Source organism: Mycetohabitans sp. B3 (genome assembly GCF_021498065.1).
Taxonomy (GTDB): Bacteria; Pseudomonadota; Gammaproteobacteria; order Burkholderiales; family Burkholderiaceae; genus Mycetohabitans.
The window spans coordinates 1-441 of the sequence record NZ_JAHLKN010000224.1 but is presented as its reverse complement, the minus strand read 5'-3'; the positions used below and the strand labels follow the sequence as shown (position 1 = coordinate 441).

Genomic DNA, 441 nt, shown 5'->3' with positions numbered 1-441 from the left:
CCCGAGCGAAGCGCTGCAGCGTCAACTTGGGCTGGCGCCGGGGCAGTCACTATTGGGCATCAAGGTCAACGTGATGCCGTTTGACTACGCGCTGTCGTTTGGCGGGCATTCATCGACGAACCATAATCTGCTCGCGGGTCCGGTTGAGGATCTGATGATCGGTGTTTATTGGACACCCAATAGCCGTCAATTACGGATCGACTTTGATGCCAATCCGGCTTGCTACACCGCGGAGATGCTCGACACGCATCAGCGCCGGTTTATCCGGTTCATGCAAGTGCTCGCTGCCGATGCCATGCAACCGATTAGCGAGATCGATCTGCTCGACGCCGACGAGCGGTATCGGCTGCTGGTCGAGTGGAATGCGACGCAGCGGGACTACCCGTCGTACTTATGCATCCACCAGTTATTCGAAGCGCAGGTCGAGCGCACGCCCGAGGC

General features: G+C 58.7%; 1 pseudogene. It reads left to right on the top strand.

The features are described from left to right. Positions 1–441, top strand: a pseudogene (locus KQH55_RS16450) (non-ribosomal peptide synthetase module); the annotation flags it as partial.